This window comes from Stenotrophomonas sp. PS02298 (assembly GCF_029959445.1).
Classification (GTDB): domain Bacteria; phylum Pseudomonadota; class Gammaproteobacteria; order Xanthomonadales; family Xanthomonadaceae; genus Stenotrophomonas.
The window spans coordinates 1-18,568 of sequence record NZ_JASCOR010000083.1; the positions used below are offsets into that span (position 1 = coordinate 1).

An 18,568-nucleotide genomic window follows, 5' to 3' on the forward strand; every position below is an offset into this window, starting at 1 on the left:
GCCGAGCCATGCTCGGCAGAGGCTCTACCGGTAAAGATCCTGCCGAGCATGGCTCGGCACTACGGCTTCTGCCCCCTCCCTTTCGCGCAGCGAAGGGGAGGGTTGGGGAGGGGTGCTTTTTTCCTGGTAACGCCCCTGCCGAGCATGGCTCGGCACTACAGCGCTTTTCAGTGCTGTTTGCGACTGTTCCAGCTGGCCAGGAATACCGCGGTTGCCGAGGCCACGTTGAGGCTTTCCACTGCACCACTGCCCGGAATCGACAAGCGCAGATCGCAGCTCTGGGCGAAATCGCGGTCCATGCCTTCGCCTTCAGCGCCCATCACGTAAACCATGCGATCCGGCAACCCGGTGGTGAAAACATTGTCGCCATCGGCAACCAGGGTCGCAGCCAGCCCAAAGCCGGCATCACGCAGCTGCGCGACGGCCTGCGGCAGCGCCGGCAGGCGCACCAAAGGCACTGATTCGGCGCCGCCTTCGGCCACACGCGCGGCAGCCCCGGACAGGGCCAGCGTCGAGTCCGCCGGCAACAGGATTGCCTTGACCCCAAAATGCGCCGCCGAGCGCAGGATCGCACCGAAGTTGTGCGGGTTGCCCACGCCATCCAGCCACAAGGCCAGCGCCGGACCGTCATTCAGTGATGCCAACCAGGTCGCCAGCGCCAGCGGTTCCTGCTTCTGCACATCGGCCACCAGGCCTTCGTGATGGGTGGTGGCGGCCAGCTTGTTGAGATCGCCGTCGCCGACCACGCGGTAACCCACGCGGTTGGCCACGCACCACTTCAGCAGCGGCTGCAGGCGCGGAATCATGTCCTCGGCCAGGTACAGCTTGCGCAGCGCCTGCGGGCGCTTGGCAAACATCGCCTGCACGGCATTGAAACCGTACAGACGCATTTCATCGCCGCCGCGCACCGGTACACCGTCGCCTTCACGTGCGGCCAAGGGTGCAGCCGGAGTTGCGCGGGGTGGCCGCGAAGAAGGGCGACGGTTGTTCCAGGGGTTACTCACAGCGGTTCCTTTGAATTACTTCTTATTGCGCCAGAAATCGGCATTCTTGATGCCCAGTGCATCGGGATCGAAGACCGGGTCCAGGCCCAGCTTCTTCTGCCGCTCATAGTCGGACAGTGCAAGCATGGCAGGCTTTTGCAGGATCAGGATGGCGATGACGTTCAGCCAGGCCATCAAGCCCACGCCGATATCGCCCAACGCCCAGGCCATTTTCGCATTGTGGTAGGCACCAAACACCACCATGCCCATGATGCCCAGACGCAGCACCAGCATCGCCGCCGGATGGGTACGGTTGCTGCCGGCCAGGTAGGTCAGGTTGGTTTCGGCCATGTAGTAGTAGGCCATGATCGTGGTGAAGGCGAAGAAGAACAGCGCCAGTGCCACAAAGCCCGCGCCCCAGCCCGGCAGCACCGATTCCACCGCCGCCTGGGTGAACAGGGCACCTTCGGAGGGCTGAACGCCCGGCACGCCGGTGACAATGGCCTCCAGCTTGGTCACGCCATCTTCGGTGACCGAACGGAACACGTTGTACATGCCGGTGGACAACAGCAGGAAGGCGGTCGAGGTGCAGACCAGCATGGTGTCGAAGTAGATGGCGAAGGCCTGCACATAGCCCTGCTTGGCCGGGTGCGAGACCTCGGCGGCGGCGGCGGCATGCGGGCCGGTACCCTGGCCGGCTTCGTTGGCGTAGATGCCACGCTTCACGCCCCAGGCAATGGCCTGGCCGATGATGCCGCCGAAGGCTGCATGCGCACCGAAGGCACTGGAGAAGATGTCCGAGAACATCGCCGGCACCTTGCTGGCGTTGAGCATCATCACCACGATCGCCATCAGGATGAAGCCCAGCGCCATGAACGGCACGATCACTTCAGCAAAGCTGGCAATACGCTTGACGCCGCCGAAGATGATGATGCCCAGCAACACCGCCACGCTCAGGCCAATCCACAGCTTCATGCTGGCGGCACCACCGACCGATGCGCAGGCATTGGCGCCGGTGCACAGCACGTTGACCGCGCTGTCGGCGATGGCATTGGCCTGCACGCCGGGCAGCAGGAAGCCTGCGGCGATCACGGTGGCCACGGCGAACACGGCCGCATACCACTTCAGGCCCATCGCTTTTTCAATGTAATAGGCCGGGCCACCACGGTAGCGGCCTTCGGCATCCTTGGTCTTGTAGATCTGCGCCAGGGTCGATTCCACGTAGGAGGTGGAGGCGCCGAGGAAGCCCATCACCCACATCCAGAAGATCGCACCCGGGCCGCCGTAGGCAATGGCCGTGGCCACACCGGCGATGTTGCCGATACCCATGCGACCAGCCATGGACATGGCAAGGGCCTGGAACGAGGACACGCCGGCCTCGGATTTCTCGCCGCGCACCGTCAGCCGGCACATTTCAGCGAAACCGCGGATCTGCATGAAGCGGGTCCGCAGGCTGAACCACAGGCCCGCACCCAGACACATGAAGATGAGCGCATTGCTCCAGATGATGCCGTTTACGTATTCGACGATGGATTCCACGTAATTCCCCGGAAAGCTGAAAGGTAGCCAAAGCCCGGAATTCCGGGGCTGGCCGATTTTTCCACGATTACGCCCGGTTGTGCAGGGCCACTACGTGGATTGCATCCAAGTCCTGATAAGGGCGAAGCAGCGCATGTCATGCAGCTGCCCGTCCTTGAACACCGATTGGCGCTCGGTGCCCTCCTCTGCGAATCCATTCTTCAACAGCACCCGCGCCGAGGCCGGATTGCCAGCCATCACCTGCGCGGACAGCCGTGCCAGTGCCAGGGTATCCATCACCCACGGCACATAGGCGCCGACCACCGTGGTCATGATGCCCTGCCCCCAGTAGCGCTGGCCCAGCCAATACCCCAGCGACGCCGAAAAGCGCCGCTCGTCCTTGCCCTGGGTTACCCCGATACCACCACAGGCCCGGCCATCGATTTCCAGTGCGAACACCTGCCCCCGCAGGTCCAGCACCTGTCCCGCCAGAAAGGCCTCGCCATCGGCGCGGGTATACGGATAGGGAAAGCGCGTGCTCAGCCCCCGCGATACCGCTGCATCGTTGGCATGCTCGAGCAGCGCGTCCAGGTCCCCTGCCTGCCAGGGGCGTAACCGGACGCGGCCGCCGAGCAGCGGCTCACGCATGGCCACCGACCGCCGGGGTCTCACGCTCCAGCTTCTCCAAGGCGTTGGCCACGGTTTCCGGCGACTTGGTATACGGCGCCAGCAAGGCATAGAACGCCGGCACCACGAACAGCGACAGGAAGGTGGACACGCTGACACCGAAGATCACCACGATGCCGATGGTGGCGCGGCTGGCCGAGCCCGGGCCACCGGCGACCACCAGCGGAATCGCACCAACCACGGTGGCGATGGAGGTCATCAGGATCGGTCGCAGCCGCACCATCGACGACTCGACAATGGCCTTGTGCACAGTACGGCCTTCGTCGCGCAGCTGGTTGGCGAACTCGACGATCAGGATGCCGTTCTTCGCCGCCAGGCCCACCAGCATGACGATGCCGATCTGGCTGAACAGGTTGAGGGTGCCACCACTGAGGTACAGGCCAACAAAGGCGCCGAGCACGCCCAGTGGCACGGTCAGCATGATCACCAACGGATGGATGAAGCTCTCGAACTGCGCGGCCAGCACCAGGTAGACCACCAGCAAGGCCATGGCGAAGGTCAGCAGCACTGCGCTGCCTGCACTCTGGTACTCGCGCGACTCGCCCTTCCAGTCGATCTGCGCATATTCCGGCAGTTCTTCGGCGGCGACCTGTTTGGCCCAGGCGATGGTCTCGCCCAGGGTGTGACCGGGTGCGACGTTGGCACTGATGGTGATCGAGCGCAGGCGGTTGAAGCGGTTGAGGCTGCCGGCCTCGGCCACTTCACTGAGCGTGACCAGGTTGGACAGCGGTACCAGTTCACCCGAGCGTGCGCGCACCTGGATCGCCGACAGGTCGGCCGGCGAAGCACGCCCTTCGCGACCGGCCTGCACCAGCACGTCGTACTCCTCGCCGTTGTCGACGAAGGTGGTGACGCGACGCGAGCCCATCATGGTTTCCAGCGCGCGACCGATGTCGGTGACCGAGATGCCCAGGTCGGCCGCACGCTGGCGGTCGATGTTGACGCGCATCTGCGGACGGGTTTCCTTGTAGTCCGAATCGGCCCCGGCCAGGCCGGGATAATCGGCCATGCGTTCCAGCAGGCGATCACGCCACTGGGCGATTTCCGCGTATTCCGGGCCACCCAACACGATCTGGAACGGCTGGCCCATGCTGCGCACCAGACCGCCACCGACCATGGTGCGCACGCGCACGCCGCTGAGGTCGTTCAGCTCTTTCTGCAGGTCATTGGCCACATCCACCGTGGCTTCGCTGCGGTTGCGCCAGGGCTGCAGGAACACGCTCATGCGGCCGGTATGCATTTCCTCGCTGTTGCCCCAACCACCGGGCACGCGCGGATTGGCGCGGACGATGGGTTCATCCGGGCCGACGAAGCGCGAGACGATCTTCTCGACCTGCTGCACCTGCTCCACGGTGTAGTCGTAGCCCGCACCTTCCGGGCCATCGATCATGATCTGGAACGAGCCACGGTCTTCGGCCGGCGCAAGTTCGGAAGGAATCAGCTTGAACAGGCCCCAGCTGGCGCCGAGCGCAGCCAGCATCACCAGTCCGAATACCCAGCTGCGCTGCACGTGGCGATCCAGCACGCGGCCATAGGCTGCCGACAGCCGCTCCAACTGGCGGTTGATGAAGCCATGCAGGCGGCTGACCTTCTGCTCGCTGTGTGGCTTGAGCAGCTTGGACGCCATCATCGGCGTCAAAGTCAGTGCCACGAAAGCCGACAAGGCCACCGCTGCCGCCAGCGCCACCGCCAGTTCGCGGAACAGGCGGCCGGTATTGCCCTCAAGGAAACCCACCGGCAGGAACACCGCCACCAAAACAGCAGTAGTCGCGATCACCGCGAACGCCACCTGCGCGGTACCGCGCTTGGCAGCCACCAACGGCGGCTCGCCCAGATCGATGCGTCGCTGCACGTTCTCGACCACGACGATGGCGTCATCCACCACCAGGCCGATACACAGCACCAGCGCCAGCAGGGTGAACAGGTTGATCGAGAAGCCGAACGCGAACAGCGCGATGAAGGCGGCAACCAGGCACACCGGCACCGTCACCGCCGGAATCACTGCCGCGCGCAGGCTGCCCAGGAACAGCCAGATCACGATCAGCACCAGGATCATCGCCTCGACCAGCGTGGCGTAAACGCGCTCTACGGCGGCTTCAATGAAGGTGGTGTTGTCGAAGGCGACGAAGATCTGCGTGCCCTTGGGCAAGGTCTGCGCAATGCGGTCGGCTTCGGCACGGGTATCACGCGCCACATCCAGCGCATTGGCCGTCGACGTCTTGACGATGCCCAGGCCGATGCCCGGCTCGCCGTTGCTGCGGAAATAGGCGCGGCGCTCGGACGAGGCCAGTTCGACCTTGGCCACATCGCCAAGGCGCACCACGTAACCGTCATTGCCCTTGCCCAGTGGAATGCTGGCAAAGTCCGCCGGGGCCACGTAGCTGCGCTCCACGCGCAGGGTGAAGTCGCGGTCGGCCGACTCGATGCGGCCGGCCGGCAGCTCCACGTTCTCGTTGCGCAGCGCGGATTCCACTTCGTTGACGGTCAGCCCGCGTGCGGCCAGCTGGTCGCGGTCCAGCCACACCCGCATCGCATAGCGTTGACGGCCGCCGATGCGCACCTGGGCCACACCGTCGATGCTGGAGAACCTGTCCACCACATAGCGGTCGGCGTAATCGCTGAGTTCCAGCGTATCCATCACCGAGGACGACATGTTGAACCAGATGATCGGGTCGGCGTCGCTCTCAACCTTGGCGATTTCCGGCGGACGCGCTTCTTCCGGCATGCGATCCGCGACGCGGCTGACCGCATCGCGCACGTCGTTGGCCGCCGCCTCGATGTCGCGGTTGGCGTTGAACTCGATGCTGACCGAGGCACGGCCGTTGGTGCTGCGTGCATTGATGGTATCGATGCCCTCGATACCGGCCAGCGCGTCCTCCAGCACTTGGGTGACGCGGCTTTCAATCACTGCCGCCGAGGCACCGGTGTAATCCACCGACACCGAGACGATGGGCGGATCGATGGCCGGCAGCTCGCGCAGGGTCAGGCGGGTGAACGACATGATGCCCAGCACCAGCAGCAACAGGCTCATCACCACGGCCAGTACCGGCCGCTTGATCGAAAGATCGGACAGCTTCATCCGGCGGTCGCCATCTTGGCCGGTACCGCAACATCGGCAGGCTTCAGCGGCGTGGCCGCGTCGGCGGCCTTGGCCGGCTTGTCATCCTGGATGCGGATGCCCGGGCGCAGCTTGCCGGTGCCATCGACGACGATACGGTCACCGGCCTTCAGCCCTTCGACGATTTCCACCACACCGGAGCGGCGGGTGCCGGCCTTGATGTCGGCGCGCTCGACGCTTTCATCCTGCTTGACCCGGAACACGTAAGAGTCGCGACCGACCTGCACCACCGCGATTTCCGGAATCACCAGTGCGTCGCGCTCGGGACGGTACAGGCGCACGTCCAGCAGCATGCCCGGGCGCAGCGCATGGTCGACGTTGTCGAAATCGGCGCGGACGGTAATCGCGCGGCTGCCCGGATCGACGCGGGCGTCGATGGTGCTGACCGTGCCTTCAAACGTGCGCCCCGGGTAGGCGATGCTGCTGCCGCTGACCTTGTCGCCGTTCTGCAGCGAGGCGAGCTGCGCTTCCGGCACCTGGAAATCAACATGCATGCGGGAGATGTCGTCCAGCGTGGCGATCGCAGTGGTCGGGGTGACCAGCGAACCCGGGCTGACCTGGCGAATGCCCAATACGCCAGCGAATGGCGCGCGTACGCTGCGGTCACCGATATCGGCGCGCATCTGCTGCACGCGGGCCTCGGCGGCGTCACGGATCGACTGCTGGGTATCCAGGGTTGAATGCGCAACCAACTGCTGTGCGGCCAGTTCACGCTGGCGCTTGTACAGCCGGTCGGCCTCGGCGAAGGTCGCCTGCGCCTGGGCCAGTGCGGCCTGCTGGGCCTGGCCGCGCAGCGTCACCAGCGGCGCACCGGCGGCAACCTGCTGGCCACTCTCGAAATGCACCTTGTCGATGATTTCGCTGACCTTGGCCGTGACGATGATGGATTCGCGTGCCTTGGCGGTGCCGTTGGCCTGCAGCGTATCGCTCCACGGAGCGGTTTCGACGACCTGCGTAGTGACCAGCACCGCTCCGGCAGCTTGCCGTGGCGCCTCAGCGTTCTTGCGGTTGCATCCGGCCAACGCCAGCGCCAAGACAGTGCCACCGACAACGGTGACGGCAAATCGCCCGAACATACGCAGTCCCATCTGATACACGATCAAGCAGTCTAGCGGTGTCAGATGACGGCCGGATGTGCCGTTAGGGGGGTGCGCCCCTATTGTGAGAACCCTGTAGTGCCGAGCCATGCTCGGCAGGGGCCTTCACCCGTGATGCCAAAAGCTTACCCCTCCCCAACCCTCCCCTTTGCTGCGCAAAAGGGAGGGGGCAGAAGCTGCAATTGCGGATCAATCCGGGGTTGACGGGGCGGTGGCTTCGCGACTTATGCCGCTCCCACAAGCGGCAACCCGCAACCGCGAACGCGCTGGCGACTCAGCGCAGCGCCTGCAGCACCTGCTCCACCATCGCCGGCACGCTGTCGCTATCAGCCCGCAGGTGCAGCTCCGGGGCCTCAGGGGCTTCATACGGCGAGTCGATGCCGGTGAAGTTGGGGATCTGTCCGGCACGCGCCTTGCGGTACAGGCCCTTCACATCGCGCGCTTCGGCCACTGCCAGCGGCACATCGACGAATACCTCGATGAACTCGTCGTCCTCGAAGCGCTCGCGGGCCATCTGCCGCTCGGCACGGAAGGGCGAGATGAAGCTGACCAGCACCACCAGCCCGGCATCAACCATCAGCCTTGCCACCTCGGCGACGCGGCGGATGTTCTCCACACGGTCCTCGTCGGTGAAGCCCAGGTCGCGGTTCAGGCCATGGCGGACGTTGTCGCCGTCCAGCAGGAAGGTATGCACGCCCTGCGCATGCAGCCGCTTCTCCACCTGGTTGGCGACAGTGGACTTGCCCGCGCCGGACAGGCCGGTGAACCACAGCACCTTGGGCTGCTGGCCCTTGATCCGCGCCCGCGCGGCCTTGTCCACGTCCAGATGCTGCCAATGCACGTTGCCGGCGCGGCGCAAGGCGAAATCCAGAGTGCCGGCAGCGACGGTGGCATTGGTCTGGCGATCGATGAGGATGAAACCGCCCAATGCCCGGTTCTGCGCATAGGGAGCGAAGGCCACCGGCTCGTCCAGCGACAGGTTGCAGTAGCCAACCTCGTTCAACTCCAGTCGCTTGGCCGCCAGTCGCTCCTGCGTATTCACGTCAACGCGGTGCTTGATCTCGCTGATATTGGCGGCCACGGTGCGGCTGCCAATCTGCAGCCAGTACGGGCGGCCCGGCAGCAAGGCCGCGTCGTCCATCCACAACACATGGGCGGCGAACTGGTCGGCCACCTCCGGCGGATCACCGGCGGCAGCGATCACATCGCCGCGGCTGACATCGACCTCGTCCTCCAGGGTCAGCGTCACTGCCTGCCCGGTGCCGGCAACCGCCAGCGGACCATCTGGCCCCAACACCTGCTTGACCGTGGAGCGGCGTGCCGAGGGCAGCACCACCACTTCGTCACCCACGCGCACCTGGCCAGCAGCAATGGTGCCGGCAAAGCCACGGAAATCCTGGTTCGGGCGGTTGACCCACTGCACCGGCAGGCGCAGCCCGCTGGCTGCGTCATGCGCGCTCAGTTCGACCGTATCCAGGTGCTCGATCAGGCTGGGACCGCCATACCAGGACATTACCGTCGAACGCGTGGAAAGGTTCTGCCCTTCCAGCGCCGACAACGGAATCGCCTGCACATTGGCAATACCCAACTGCGCCGCAAGCGCCTGATAGTCGGCGACGATGTGCTCGAATACGGCCTGGTCGTAATCGACCAGATCCATCTTGTTGACCGCCAGCACCACCTGGCCGATGCCCAGCAAGGAGATGATGTAGCTGTGCCTGTGCGTCTGCGTGAGCAGGCCCTTGCGCGCATCCACCAGCACCACCGCCACATCGGCAGTCGAAGCGCCGGTGGCCATGTTGCGGGTGTACTGCTCATGCCCAGGGCAGTCGGCAACGATGTACTTGCGGCGGTCGGTATCGAAGTAGCGATAAGCCACGTCGATGGTGATGCCCTGCTCGCGCTCGGCCGCCAGGCCATCGAGCAGCAATGCGTAATCGATGCGCTCGCCCTGGGTGCCATGTCGACGGCTGTCTGCCTCCAGCGCGGACAGCTGGTCATCGAACAAGCGCTTGCTTTCGTACAGCAGGCGGCCAATCAAGGTGCTCTTGCCATCGTCGACGCTGCCGCAGGTGATGAAGCGCAGCAGCGGCTTGGTTTCGTGGGTCTTGAGGTAGGCGGCGATGTCGGAAGAAGTGGTCACGGCGCTCATCAGAAATACCCTTCCAACTTCTTCTTCTCCATCGATGCGGACTGGTCGTGATCGATCAAACGGCCTTGGCGTTCAGAACTGGTGGAGACCAGCATCTCAGCGATGATTTTCTCCAGGGTGTCGGCTTCGGACTCGATCGCGCCGGTCAGCGGATAGCAGCCCAGCGTGCGGAAACGCACCTTGCGCAGCTGCGGCACTTCGCCCGGATGCAGCGGCAGGCGCTCGTCATCGACCATGATCAGGCTGCCATCGCGCTCGACGACCGGTCGTTCGGCAGCGAGGTATAGCGGCACCACCGGGATCTTCTCGCGGTAGATGTAGAGCCAGATATCCAGCTCGGTCCAGTTCGACAGCGGGAATACGCGCACGCTCTCGCCCTGGTGGATGCGGGCGTTGTACAGGTTCCACAGCTCGGGCCGCTGGTTCTTCGGGTCCCAGCGGTGGCGGTCATTGCGGAACGAGAACACCCGTTCCTTGGCCCGTGACTTCTCTTCGTCGCGGCGCGCGCCACCGATGGCGGCATCGAACTTCCACTTGTCCAAGGCCTGCTTCAGGCCCTGGGTCTTCATCACATCGGTATGCACGCTGGGCCCGTGGCTGACCGGGCCAATGTCGCGGGCGATACCGTCCGGGTTGATGTGCACCCGCAGCTCGATGCCGGTCTCGGCAACGCGGCGGTCGCGGAAGGCGATCATCTCGCCGAACTTCCAGCGGGTGTCCACATGCAGCAGCGGGATCGGCGGCACGCCCGGCGCGAACGCCTTCAGCAGCAGGTGCAGCAGTACCGAGCTGTCCTTGCCCACCGAGTACATCAGCACCGGGTTGTCAAAGGCGGCGGCAACTTCGCGCAGGATATGGATGCTCTCCGCTTCCAGGCGGTCGAGGTGGGACAGGGGTGCAGTGACGGTCATTGCGTGCCGGAATAAGGAAACGGGGCCCGAGGGCAAGGGTAGCAGCGAAGCCGGGCGGGACTCCGGACTGTCCGCCGAGTCTGGAGGTGCCACTGCGCCGATTGAAATAAACGCAGGGCATGAAGCGATAACCGCTGCTCCTTTCCCCTGATGGCGCGCTGTACCTAGCATCGGTCATCCCTACCCAGACCGGAATGGAAATGACCGCCGCCGCTACCGTGCCACCCAGCCCCTTGCCCGAAGACCGCAGGGTCCTGCTGTCGCAACTGGTAGCCGGTCTGGATGGGAACAGCTTGTGGTGGCTGTCCGGGTTTGCCGCCGGGTTGGCGCAGGGTACCTCTCCCACTGCCCTTACCGTCATCTCCGGCGGCCAAGCCGCACAGCCAGCACAGACCCGGCTGACCGTGGTCTATGGCAGCCAGACCGGCAACGCCCGCCGTGCCGCCGAGCAGCTGGCTGCCCAGGCCGAAGCCGCCGGCCTGCCGGTGCGGGTGGTCCGCGCCGATGCCTATGCCACCCGCGAGCTGGCCAATGAGCGCCTGCTGTACATCGTCATCAGCACCCAGGGCGAGGGCGATCCGCCGGACGACGCCATCGGCCTGGTCGAGTTCATCGCCGGCAAGCGTGCGCCCAAGCTGCCGGAACTGAAATACGCCGTGCTAGGCCTCGGCGACTCCAGCTACGTGGAGTTCTGCGGCATCGCCCGCAAGCTGGACAGCCGCCTGGCCGAATTGGGTGCTACCCGCCTGCAGCCGGTCGGCGAGGCGGACCTGGATATCGACGTAGTCGCCACGCCTTGGCAGGCGCAGGCATTGGCCAATGCGCGCGAGGTGATTGGCGAGACCGTGGTTGCTGCGCCCAGCAACGTCACCCCGCTGCGCCATGCCGGTGCGTGGACCGCACAGCACCCCTTCAGCGCCGAGCTGCTGTCACGCCAGCTCATCAGCGGCCGCGACTTCAAGGGCCCGGCCTATGCCAAATACGGCAATGCGGCCAAGTCGGTGCATCACCTTGAGCTTTCGCTGGAAGGCAGCGGCCTGCACTACGAACCCGGCGATGCGCTGGGCATCGTGCACCGCAACCCGGCCGAACTGGTCGACGCCGTGCTGGATGTCACCGGCCTGGACGGCAGCGTGCTGATCGAGCATGACGGCCACAGCCGACCGCTGGCGCAATGGCTGGGCGAGCACCGCGAGCTGACCCGCATCTCGCGCCCGCTGCTGGCCTCGGTCGCCGAGCGCAGCGCGCATCCGGAACTTGCCCGACTGCTCGATCCAGTACAAAAGACTGAACTGGCCGCGGTATTCGAAGATCATCAACTGGTCGACGTGCTGCGCCGCTGGCCGGCCGAGTGGAATGCCGAAGCCCTGCTCGGCACCCTGCGCCCCGCCGCGCAGCGCCTGTACTCCATCGCCTCCAGCCGCAAGCGCGTCGGCGAAGAAGTGCACCTGACCGTCGACGAACTGCGTTATCACGCCCATGGCAGCGAGCACATTGGTGCTGCCAGCGGCTTCCTGAGCGCGCTGGAAGAAGGTGCACAGCTGCCGGTCTACATCGAAGCCAATGAGCGCTTCCGGGTACCGGCTGACAACAGCCGCGACATCATCATGATCGGCCCGGGCACCGGCGTCGCACCGTTCCGGGGCTTCGTGCAGGAACGTGCCGAGACCGGCGCCACAGGCCGCAACTGGCTGTTCTTCGGCGCGCGCCATTTCAATACCGATTTCCTCTACCAGACCGAATGGCAGGACGCGCTGCGGCGCAAGGAACTGGATCGCCTGGACCTGGCGTTCTCGCGCGACCAGGCCGACAAGGTGTACGTGCAGCAGCGTCTGCGCACCCGCGGCCGTGATCTCTACGACTGGCTGCAGAACGGTGCACACCTGTACGTGTGTGGCGCCATTGCCATGGGCAAGGACGTGCATGCAGCCCTGCTGGATGTACTGCGCGAACACGGCGGGCTGGATGAAGACGATGCCCGCGACTATCTGACTCGACTGCACACGGAGGGGCGCTATGGACGGGATGTGTATTGAGGCTTGAACGCTGCGATGTGATCCAGCGCTGGCTTCGCGGCTGACGCCGCTCCTACAAACTCCGATTCCAGATAGCGAACAGAATGAGCACCCACTCCGTTGAGAACATCAAGGCCGACAGCAACCGCTTGCGCGGATCCCTGCTGGAAAGCCTGGCCGATCCTGTCACCGGCGCATTGCGCGAAGACGACCAGACCCTGATCAAGTACCACGGCAGCTACCAGCAGGACGACCGCGACGTGCGCGATGAGCGCCGTCGGCAGAAGCTGGAGCCGGCCTACCAGTTCATGATCCGCACCCGCACTCCCGGTGGCGTGATCAGCCCCGAGCAGTGGCTGAAGCTGGACAGCATCGCCACCCGTTACGGCAACCATTCGCTGCGCATCACCACCCGCCAGGCCTTCCAGTTCCATGGCGTGATCAAGCGCGAGCTGAAGGCGACCATGCAGGCGATCAATGCCGCATTGATCGACACCTTGGCCGCCTGCGGTGACGTCAACCGCAACGTCCTGGTTGCCGCCAACCCGCTGCTGTCCAGCGCACACGCCACCCTGTACGCCGACGCTGCGCGCACTTCCGAACACCTGTTGCCCAATACCCGCGCCTATTACGAAATCTGGCTGGACGAAGAGCGCGTGGCCGGCAGCGGCGCCGAGGAAGAGCCGATCTACGGCGAACGCTACCTGCCGCGCAAGTTCAAGATCGGCTTTGCACTGCCGCCGCTCAACGACGTCGATGTCTATGCCAATGATCTGGGCTTCATCGGCGTGCTTGATGCCGACGGCGAACTGCTCGGCTATGACGTGACCATCGGCGGCGGCATGGGTGCCACCCACGGCGATGCCGAAACCTATCCGCGCATCGCCAACAACGTTGGCTTCATTCCGCGCGACGCCTTGCTCGACGTCGCCACCGCCACCGTCACCACCCAGCGCGACCTTGGCAACCGTGAACTGCGCAAGCGTGCGCGCTTCAAGTACACCATCGACGACCACGGCCTGGACACGGTCGTGGCGGAGATCGAGCGCCGCGCCGGCATCCGCTTCGCCCCATCGCGTGCACAGGCGTTCGCCCACAATGGCGACCGCTATGGCTGGGTCGAAGGCGACGACGGCCGCTGGCACCTGACCCTGTCGCTGCAGGCCGGACGCATCGCCGATGTAGCCGGCGCGCCACACCTGACCGCCCTGCGCGAAATCGCCCGCATTCTCGACGGCGAGTTCCGCATGACCGGCAACCAGAACCTGGTCATCGCCGGCGTGCCTGCCGCCCAGCGCGCGCAGATCGATGCGATCGTGCAAAACGCGGGACTGGACATCGGCAACCGCGCCCCGACCGCACTGGCGCGCGCCGCCATGGCCTGCGTCGCCCTGCCCACCTGCGGCCTGGCGATGGCCGAAGCCGAGCGCTACCTGCCCGAGTTCAGTGCCAAGCTGCAGCCGCTGCTGGAACAGCATCAGCTGACCGACGCACCGATCCTGCTGCGCATTTCCGGCTGCCCGAATGGCTGCTCGCGCCCCTACCTGGGTGAGATCGCCCTCGTCGGCAAGGCGCCGGGCCGCTACAACCTGATGCTCGGTGCCGATCATCGTGGCCAACGTCTCAACACGCTGTACCGCGAAAACATCACCGAGCCGGAAATCCTCGACGCACTGGCGCCACTGTTCGCCCGCTATTCCGGCGAGCGCGATGGCAGCGAAGGCTTCGGTGACTTCCTGCACCGGGCCGGCATCGTCGCCCTTCCTCCCTACCCCACCCACCGCCAGATATCCGTGGAACTGCAAGCATGAGCGCCCTGCCCAAGACCTCTCACAACCCGTCGGTAACCCTGCCTGACGACCTGGGCCCGCTCAATACCCTGCTCGATTCGATGGATGCGCAGCAGCGCGTGGAATGGGCACTGCAGAACGCGCCCGGCGCGCATGTGCTGTCGTCGAGCTTCGGCGCGCAGTCGGCGGTGACCCTGCACCTGCTCAGCAGCCAGCATCCGGACATCCCGGTCATCCTGATCGACACCGGCTATCTGTTCCCGGAGACCTACCGCTTCGCCGACGAACTGACCGACAGGCTCAAGCTCAACCTCAAGGTCTACCGCCCGCAGGTGAGCCGCGCCTGGATGGAAGCACGCCATGGCCGCCTGTGGGAACAAGGCGTGGTCGGCATCGAGCAGTACAACAACCTGCGCAAGGTCGAGCCGATGAAGCGCGCCCTTGACGACCTGCAGGTGGGCACCTGGTTCACCGGTCTGCGCCGCAGCCAGTCGGCAAGTCGCGCCAACACGCCGGTGCTGCAGCGCCGTGGCGAGCGCTTCAAGGTCAACCCGATCGCCGATTGGAGCGACCGCGACGTGTGGAAATACCTGCAGGAGCACAAGCTGCCCTACCACCCGCTGTGGGAACAGGGCTACGTCTCCATCGGCGACTACCACACCACCCGCCGCTGGGAAGCCGGCATGCGAGAAGAAGACACCCGCTTCTTCGGTCTGAAGCGCGAATGCGGTCTGCACGAAGAGATTTAAGCGAAGCCATGCAGGCATGTAGTGCCGAGCCATGCCCGGCAGAAGCTTCACCGATAACGCTCCAGCGCAGCAACGCTGCGCACTGCAAAAGCCACCCTCACCCCAACCCCTCTCCCGTGAACGGGAAAGGGGCCAGTCATGTAGTGCCGAGCCATGCTCGGCAGAGGCTTCACCGGTAACGCTCCAGCGCAGCATCGCTGCGCACTGCAAAAGCCACCCTCACCCCAACCCCTCTCCTGTGAACGGGAGAGGGGCCAGTCATGTAGTGCCGAGCCATGCTCGGCAGAGGCTTCACCGGTAACGCTCCAGCGCAGCACCGCTGCGCACTGCAAAATCTGCCCTCACCCCAACCCCTCCCGTGAACGGGAGAGGGGTTAATCATGTTGTGCCGAGCCACGCTCGGCAGAAGCTTCACCGGTAACGCTACAGCACAGCACCGCTGCGCACTGCAAAAGCTGCCCTCACCCCAACCCCTCTCCCGCGAACGGGAGAGGGGCCAGTCATGTAGTGCCGAGCCATGCTCGGCAGAGGCTTCACCGGTACCGCTCCAGCGCAGCACCGCTGCGCACTGCAAAAGCTGCCCTCACCCCAACCCCTCTCCCGCGAACGGGAGAGGGGCTAATCGTGTAGTGCCAAGCCATCCTCGGCAGAGGCTTCACCGGTAACCCCCGAACGCAGCACCGCTGCGTTCTACCGATCCTGCATTTCACCGTGATCGGTCAAAGCAGAAACTCAATACCGGTAGTCCAGCTTCAACCAGAACGAGCGCCCAGGTTCATTGATCCGTACCGGATCAGCAGGAAACCCGAAATCCGCACTACCAGCCAGATTCAGATGTTCGGCATAGGCGCGGTCGAACAGATTGTCCACGCCCACACTGGCACGCAGCCCGTCATTGATCCGATAGGCGCCATTGAGTGACAAGGTCGCAAAGCCCGCGCTCGGGCCCAGGTCCCGCGCCACCACATTGCCCTCATCCTGTGCCACCCGGCTCTGCCGGCTGACCGCGCGCAACAAGGCCCCCACCGACCAGCGCGACTGTTCATAGGAGGCAGAGAAGCGCCCCTCCAACGGTGGAATCTGCGGCAATGGCCGGTTTTCGCTGCGGTTCTCGCCCCAGGCATAAGCCAGCGTGCTGCCAAGCTTCCATGCATGCGTCGGCCGCCATTCCAAGCCCGCCTCGGCCCCGGCGATGCGCGCATCCACATTGCGAGCCTGGGTGCTGCTACCCATCATGCCGCCGCTGCGGTACTGGAACAGGATGTAATCCTGCAGGCGACCGGCATACGCCGACACCCACGCATCAAGCCGCTCGCTGCGGAACTGCAAGCCCAGGTCCAACTGTGTGGTCTGTTCCGGCTTCACGCCCGAGAACGCATTGATGCTGCCGACCGGCCCGGCATCGGCCGAGAACAACTCCCAGTAATCCGGCATGCGCTCGCTGTGTCCGATACCTGCGTACCAGGTCCAGGCCTGGCCATGATCCCGCTCATAGCGCACGAAGCCACTGCCGAGATCCTCCTGACGCTGTTGCCCCGCAGTTGGATTCGGCATGCTCATCATGCCGGTCGTCGCCCGTCGATCCTTGACCGTCGCCTTGTCCAGACGCAGGCCGCTGATCCAGCGCTGTGGCGTGCCTTCGCCCAAGGTCAGTTCGGTGAACACCCCCTGGCTGCTGAAGTCGGCATCACGCTTCCACGCCGACTGTTGCCAGGTATTGCGCCCCATGCCATTGCGGCTGCGATGGCGGCTGTCCTGCGCATCGAAGCCGGCGACGACTGCCACCTCCTGCCAGCGCCATTCGCTGCTGACACGGCCACCGGTGGTGCGCCGCTCAACATTCGACGCCATCGGCATCGGCATGCTGCTGGCCGGGTTCGGCGTGCGCAGCGTGTAGTTGTCCATCAGGTGATCTGCATTGTTGTAATACAGATTGGCCTGCAACTTGTCCCAGGCGCCGGGCAGGTTGTCGCGCTCGAAGCGCAGGCCATAACTGTCGCGCTTGAACGCGGCGCCATCCATGCCACGGCCGGCATAGCGCGCAATCGCATCGCCTGTGCCGGCACTGAGCTCCACAACCGTGTCAGCATCCGGCGTCCAGCCGATGGTCGCATCGGCGTTCCACTTGCGCCAACGCGAAGGCACCACGTCGCCATTGCCGTCGCGGTAGTCATCGGATTCGGAACGGTTGCCGTTGACCCGCACATACCCGGGCGTGCTGCCGAAGGTGGCATCGAGCATCTGGTCGTTGCGGTTGTTGGATCCGCCCAATGCGCTGGCTTTCAGCTCCATGCCGGGGCCGTCAAAGCGCGGCGTCTCCCGTTCGAAGCGTACCGTTCCAGCTGAAGCACCCGCGCCCCAACGCACGCTTTGTGGTCCCTTGATGACGGTCAAGCGGTCATAGGTTTCCGGCGCGATATACGACAGCGGATTGTCCATGCGTGACGGGCAGGCACCGATGAGGTTGCCGTCGTTGCTGAGGATGTTCAGTCGCGAGCCGGACATGCCGCGCAGTACCGGGTCGCCATTGGTGCCGCCGTTACGGATCGCCGAGAAACCCGGCACGGTCTTCAGGTAGTCGGCGCCGTCACTGGCCGGCACCGGTTGCCGTGGCAGGCGCGGATCGGTGACCCATTGCAGCGGCGAAGAAGGTGCCGCGGCGGTAACCACCAGTGTGTCCAGGGTCTGGGTCAGATCACGCTCGGCGGCATTGCCGATATGTGGGAACAGCGCCATGCAGACGCAAACAGACAGGCATGCCGGAGCACCCGGCATACGGGAAAGGGATTTCATTTGATTCTCCAATACGACACGTCCGCGCGCCGCCCAACGGCAGCGCACGGCAAACAGGAAAGGTGGCGTTATCTGGAGAGCATCGGTGGCCCACGCGGCGGGTGCGCAGGCCAGCGCAGGCTGGCACGAACAAGGGTCTTGCGGGGGGATTCGGGCGCAAGCCGATACAGCAACGGCGCCAGTACCAGAATCACCGCCAGCCAGGGCAGCAGGCGCGAGGCCATGGTGCAGTAGTCGCAGGCTTCGCCATGGGCGGCGTGCGGATCGGCCGGCGGCGTTGGCTTCAGGTCGCTCGCCGCCAACACGGGCGCGTCATGCGACATGTGCTGCATGTCGTGATGCCCAGCGTGCGCATCGGCAGGCTTCGGCATCGCTACTTCATGCGCGGCGTGGCCCATTGCGCTCATCGGCAGCGGCTGGGACTGCAACCAGCGGCTGACCACTGGCGCCACTGCCATCAGCAAGGCTGCGGCAAAGGCCAGTACAAGCACAAAGGATTGGAAGCGAAGCGAACGCATGACCCGCGCATTTTATCGGCACGACAATGCCGACGTTGCCGCACCAGGTGCGACCGTTTGCCGCACATCCTGTTCACAGACGCAGACCGTAATGCCGAGCCATGCTCGGCAGAGGCCTTCCCGGCAATGCATCACCCACGCAGCTTTTGTAGGAGCGGCGTAAGCCGCGAAGCTGATGTCAATGAAATCGCCATACAACCCGAAATCCGATGGACCACCAGCTTCGCGGCTTACGCC

13 protein-coding genes are annotated in these 18,568 nt (G+C 64.9%); 3 read left to right on the top strand and 10 right to left on the bottom strand.

The features are described from left to right. Nucleotides 1–167: 167 nt before the first annotated feature. From QMX78_RS12990 to cysD, 7 genes are all read right to left on the bottom strand, one after another. A complete protein-coding gene (locus QMX78_RS12990) occupies nucleotides 168–1,004 on the bottom strand; it encodes a TrmH family RNA methyltransferase (RefSeq protein ID WP_282270184.1) in 837 nt (278 codons plus the stop codon). A gap of 15 nt (nucleotides 1,005–1,019) precedes the next feature. After that, entirely contained in the window at nucleotides 1,020–2,522 is a 1,503-nt protein-coding gene (locus QMX78_RS12995; RefSeq protein ID WP_282270186.1) for an alanine/glycine:cation symporter family protein, read from the bottom strand. A gap of 90 nt (nucleotides 2,523–2,612) precedes the next feature. Then, on the bottom strand, nucleotides 2,613–3,149 hold the full coding sequence (locus QMX78_RS13000; RefSeq protein WP_282270188.1) for a GNAT family protein: 537 nt from the start codon (nucleotides 3,147–3,149) through the stop codon (nucleotides 2,613–2,615). Continuing rightward, complete coding sequence (locus QMX78_RS13005; RefSeq protein ID WP_282270190.1) at nucleotides 3,142–6,267, bottom strand: efflux RND transporter permease subunit; 3,126 nt, start codon at nucleotides 6,265–6,267, stop codon at nucleotides 3,142–3,144. Before QMX78_RS13005 ends, QMX78_RS13000 begins: the two co-directional genes overlap by 8 nt. Further along, entirely contained in the window at nucleotides 6,264–7,382 is a 1,119-nt protein-coding gene (locus QMX78_RS13010) for an efflux RND transporter periplasmic adaptor subunit (RefSeq protein ID WP_282270209.1), read from the bottom strand. The genes QMX78_RS13005 and QMX78_RS13010 overlap by 4 nt, the downstream gene beginning before the upstream one ends. A gap of 295 nt (nucleotides 7,383–7,677) precedes the next feature. Then, nucleotides 7,678–9,555: a sulfate adenylyltransferase subunit CysN gene (cysN, locus tag QMX78_RS13015; RefSeq protein ID WP_282270192.1), complete on the bottom strand. Its 1,878-nt coding sequence runs from the start codon at nucleotides 9,553–9,555 to the stop codon at nucleotides 7,678–7,680. Then, the gene (gene cysD / locus QMX78_RS13020) at nucleotides 9,555–10,466 is read right to left on the bottom strand and encodes a sulfate adenylyltransferase subunit CysD (protein ID WP_282270194.1); all 912 of its coding nucleotides are present in this window, start codon (nucleotides 10,464–10,466) and stop codon (nucleotides 9,555–9,557) included. The genes cysN and cysD overlap by 1 nt, the downstream gene beginning before the upstream one ends. 200 nt (nucleotides 10,467–10,666) lie before the next feature. Here cysD and QMX78_RS13025 point away from each other — a divergent pair, with 200 nt between their 5' ends. The 3 genes from QMX78_RS13025 to QMX78_RS13035 all read left to right on the top strand — a co-directional run bounded on the left by QMX78_RS13025 (nucleotide 10,667) and on the right by QMX78_RS13035 (nucleotide 15,020). Further along, nucleotides 10,667–12,502 carry an assimilatory sulfite reductase (NADPH) flavoprotein subunit gene (locus QMX78_RS13025; protein WP_282270199.1) on the top strand — a complete coding sequence of 612 codons (1,836 nt, stop codon included), beginning with the start codon at nucleotides 10,667–10,669 and terminating at the stop codon, nucleotides 12,500–12,502. 83 nt (nucleotides 12,503–12,585) lie between these two features. Beyond that, complete coding sequence (gene cysI / locus QMX78_RS13030) at nucleotides 12,586–14,292, top strand: assimilatory sulfite reductase (NADPH) hemoprotein subunit (RefSeq protein ID WP_282270201.1); 1,707 nt, start codon at nucleotides 12,586–12,588, stop codon at nucleotides 14,290–14,292. Then, nucleotides 14,289–15,020: a phosphoadenylyl-sulfate reductase gene (locus QMX78_RS13035; protein ID WP_282270203.1), complete on the top strand. Its 732-nt coding sequence runs from the start codon at nucleotides 14,289–14,291 to the stop codon at nucleotides 15,018–15,020. Before cysI ends, QMX78_RS13035 begins: the two co-directional genes overlap by 4 nt. A 732-nt stretch (nucleotides 15,021–15,752) precedes the next feature. Here the strand turns inward: QMX78_RS13035 and QMX78_RS13040 are convergent. The 3 genes from QMX78_RS13040 to QMX78_RS13050 form a co-directional block, all read right to left on the bottom strand. Beyond that, nucleotides 15,753–17,813: a TonB-dependent copper receptor gene (locus QMX78_RS13040; protein WP_282270204.1), complete on the bottom strand. Its 2,061-nt coding sequence runs from the start codon at nucleotides 17,811–17,813 to the stop codon at nucleotides 15,753–15,755. Between the two features lie 68 nt (nucleotides 17,814–17,881). Next, nucleotides 17,882–18,331, bottom strand: a complete 450-nt coding sequence (locus QMX78_RS13045) for a DUF2946 family protein (protein WP_282270206.1) — start codon at nucleotides 18,329–18,331, stop codon at nucleotides 17,882–17,884. Nucleotides 18,332–18,343: 12 nt separating this feature from the next. Beyond that, nucleotides 18,344–18,568 (bottom strand): hypothetical protein (locus QMX78_RS13050; protein ID WP_282270208.1); only part of this gene is annotated, 225 nt, incomplete at its 5' end.

Bases quoted from the DNA above. Each gene is read 5' to 3' on its own strand.
- QMX78_RS13000 (WP_282270188.1), bottom strand. From the start codon at position 3,149: ATGCGTGAGCCGCTGCTCGGCGGCCGCGTCCGGTTACGCCCCTGGCAG.
- QMX78_RS13005 (WP_282270190.1), bottom strand. From the start codon at position 6,267: ATGAAGCTGTCCGATCTTTCGATCAAGCGGCCGGTACTGGCCGTGGTG.
- QMX78_RS13010 (WP_282270209.1), bottom strand. From the start codon at position 7,382: ATGTTCGGGCGATTTGCCGTCACCGTTGTCGGTGGCACTGTCTTGGCG.
- cysN (WP_282270192.1), bottom strand. From the start codon at position 9,555: ATGAGCGCCGTGACCACTTCTTCCGACATCGCCGCCTACCTCAAGACC.
- cysD (WP_282270194.1), bottom strand. From the start codon at position 10,466: ATGACCGTCACTGCACCCCTGTCCCACCTCGACCGCCTGGAAGCGGAG.
- QMX78_RS13025 (WP_282270199.1), top strand. From the start codon at position 10,667: ATGACCGCCGCCGCTACCGTGCCACCCAGCCCCTTGCCCGAAGACCGC.
- cysI (WP_282270201.1), top strand. From the start codon at position 12,586: ATGAGCACCCACTCCGTTGAGAACATCAAGGCCGACAGCAACCGCTTG.
- QMX78_RS13035 (WP_282270203.1), top strand. From the start codon at position 14,289: ATGAGCGCCCTGCCCAAGACCTCTCACAACCCGTCGGTAACCCTGCCT.
- QMX78_RS13040 (WP_282270204.1), bottom strand. From the start codon at position 17,813: ATGAAATCCCTTTCCCGTATGCCGGGTGCTCCGGCATGCCTGTCTGTT.
- QMX78_RS13045 (WP_282270206.1), bottom strand. From the start codon at position 18,331: ATGCGTTCGCTTCGCTTCCAATCCTTTGTGCTTGTACTGGCCTTTGCC.